Source organism: Bradyrhizobium sp. (genome assembly GCF_016462955.1).
Lineage (GTDB): Bacteria > Pseudomonadota > Alphaproteobacteria > Rhizobiales > Xanthobacteraceae > Bradyrhizobium.
Genome location: NZ_JAEMSD010000752.1, coordinates 1 through 2,446 on the forward strand (window position 1 = coordinate 1; position 2,446 = coordinate 2,446).

4 protein-coding genes are annotated in these 2,446 nt (G+C 67.0%); all 4 read left to right on the top strand.

All coding sequences use genetic code 11. The annotated features are described in order from the left end of the window. On the top strand, positions 1-234 hold a 234-nt coding region (locus JHD07_RS37845), incomplete at its 5' end, for an ATP cone domain-containing protein (protein ID WP_291631497.1). Further along, a complete protein-coding gene (gene ribD, locus JHD07_RS37850) occupies positions 231-1,379 on the top strand; it encodes a bifunctional diaminohydroxyphosphoribosylaminopyrimidine deaminase/5-amino-6-(5-phosphoribosylamino)uracil reductase RibD (RefSeq protein WP_291631500.1) in 1,149 nt (382 codons plus the stop codon). The genes JHD07_RS37845 and ribD, both read left to right, overlap by 4 nt. Then, positions 1,379-2,002, top strand: a complete 624-nt coding sequence (locus tag JHD07_RS37855) for a riboflavin synthase (protein WP_291631502.1) — start codon at positions 1,379-1,381, stop codon at positions 2,000-2,002. Before ribD ends, JHD07_RS37855 begins: the two co-directional genes overlap by 1 nt. Positions 2,003-2,162: 160 nt before the next feature. After that, the coding region (locus JHD07_RS37860) for a 6,7-dimethyl-8-ribityllumazine synthase (protein WP_291631505.1) at positions 2,163-2,446 on the top strand (284 nt) is incomplete at its 3' end.

Genomic DNA, 2,446 nt, shown 5'->3' on the forward strand with positions numbered 1-2,446 from the left:
GTCGAGAAGATGGTCTCCACCATCGTGCGCGAGCTCGAGACCGGGGGCGAGGCCGAGATCTCCTCCGAGGTGATCGGCGAGACCGTGATGGAGCATCTGCGTACGCTCGACGACGTCGCCTATGTGCGCTTTGCCTCCGTCTACCGCAACTTCCGCGAAGCCAAGGATTTCGCCGACGTGCTCGGCGAGCTCTCCGGTGAGGAGGAAGCGCGGCTCGCCGCGATCCGCAAATGATCTTCCGCATCCTGGAAGACCAGTTCGCGCAGAAGGCCCGCGAGGCCAAGGACGCCGATCGCCGATTCATGGAGCTGGCGCTCTCGCTTGGGCGCCGCGGGCAGGGGCGCACTTGGCCCAATCCGGCCGTCGGCGCCGTCATCGTCAAGGACGGGATCATCGTCGGCCGCGGCTGGACCCAGCCCGGGGGACGGCCACATGGCGAGCCCGAAGCACTGGGGCGGGCAGGCGAGGCGGCGCGAGGCGCCACGCTCTATGTCACCCTGGAGCCGTGCTCGCATTTCGGCAAGTCGCCGCCTTGCGCCGACGCAGTGATCGCGGCCGGCATCAAGCGGGTGGTGGCGGCGATCGAAGATCCCAATCCTGAAGTCGCGGGCCAGGGCCATGCCCGCCTGCGCGCCGCCGGCATCAATGTGGACGTCGGTCTCTGCGCGGCGGAAGCCGCGTTCGACCATGCCGGCCACTTCCGCCGCATCCGGGACAAGCGTCCGCATGTGATCCTCAAGCTCGCGGTCTCGCCGGACGGCAAGATCGGAGCGGCCGGCGGCAAGCCGGTCGCGATCACGGGCGAAGCCGTGCGTGACCGCGTGCATCTGCTCCGCGCACAGAGCGACGCCATCCTGGTGGGCATCGGCACCGTGCTCGCGGACGATCCGCTCCTCACCTGCCGCCTGCCGGGCATGGCGGCCCGCTCGCCGGTCCGCGTGGTGCTCGATCAAAGCCTGCGCATCCCCGGCGCGAGCACGCTGGTCAGCACCGCGCGCGAAACGCCGCTTTGGGTGGTCGGTTCTGAGCTTGCGGAAGCTGCCGCAGCGACGCGGCTCGGGGCGGCCGGTGCACAAGTGCTGCGCGTGCCGCCTGGCACTGCATCGGGGCTCGATTTGCCGGCCGTGCTGCATGAGCTGGCCGGGAAGGGCATCACGCGACTGATGGTCGAGGGCGGCAGCCGCGTTGCGGCTTCGTTCGTCGCGGCCGATCTCGTCGACGAGATCTGGCTGTTCCGCGGGGCGGAAACGGTGGGCAGCGGCGGCGTCGATGCACTCGATGCATTGCCCCTGTCGAAAATCACGCAGTCGCAGGCCTACAAGGTTCATGCTAGCGAGACCTTCGGCAAGGACACTCTCACCATCTACGAGCGCGCGTAATGTTCACCGGCATTGTCACCGATATCGGCGAGATCGTCAGCTTCACGCCAACGGCGCAGGGGCAGCTGCACCGGCTGCGCATCGCCTGCAGCTACGATCAGGCCACGATTGCCGATGGCGCCTCGATCGCCTGCAACGGGGTTTGCCTGACCGTGGTCGCCTCGGGCGTCGCGGACGGCAGGGACTCCGAGCGGAGGACCTGGTTCGAGGTCGATGCCGCGGCCGAGACGCTGGCGCTGACGACTGCCAAGCACTGGAAGCTGGGCACGAGGCTGAACCTCGAACGTGCGCTGAAGATCGGCGACGAGCTCGGCGGCCATATCGTTGCCGGCCATGCCGACGGCATTGCAACCATCGTCAGCCGCGAGAACTTGCCCGACATGGCGCGGTTCGAGCTCTCGACGACGCGGGAGCTGGCGCGTTTCATCGCCACCAAGGGCTCGATCACGCTGGATGGCGTCTCGCTGACGATCAATACGGTTGCGGACGTGACCTTTTCGGTGCTGATCATCCCGCACACGCTTGATGTCACGACGATCGGCAGCTGGAAGGCGGGGGACGAGGTCAATATCGAGGTCGACCTGATGGCCCGTTACGCGGCGCGGCTGACGGAAATGAAGTGACCGGCGAAGCCGGTCATTCCGGGGCGGCTCGAAGAGCCGAACCCGGAATCTCGAGATTCCGGGTTCGATGCTTCGCATCGCCCCGGAATGACGGTTCTGGCTTGGCTTACATGCCTGCGGCGACTACATAGCGCCGACCCCTTTCGAAACGGATTGAACGATGGCAGACGCGCGGCGCGCACCCCTGAAGGACCAGACCGACATTTCCGGCGCACGCGCGCTGATCGTCGAAGCGCGGTTCTATGACGATCTCCAGGATGCGCTGCTGGACGGCGCGGTATCCGAGCTGAAGGCAGCCGGCCTGACTCACGACGTCATTACGGTTCCCGGTGCGCTGGAGATTCCCGCGGCCGTCGCCATCGCGGTCGATGCTGCGGCGGCAAACGGCAGGCCCTATGACGCTGTGATCGCGCTCGGTTGCGTAATCCGGGGCGACACCATTCA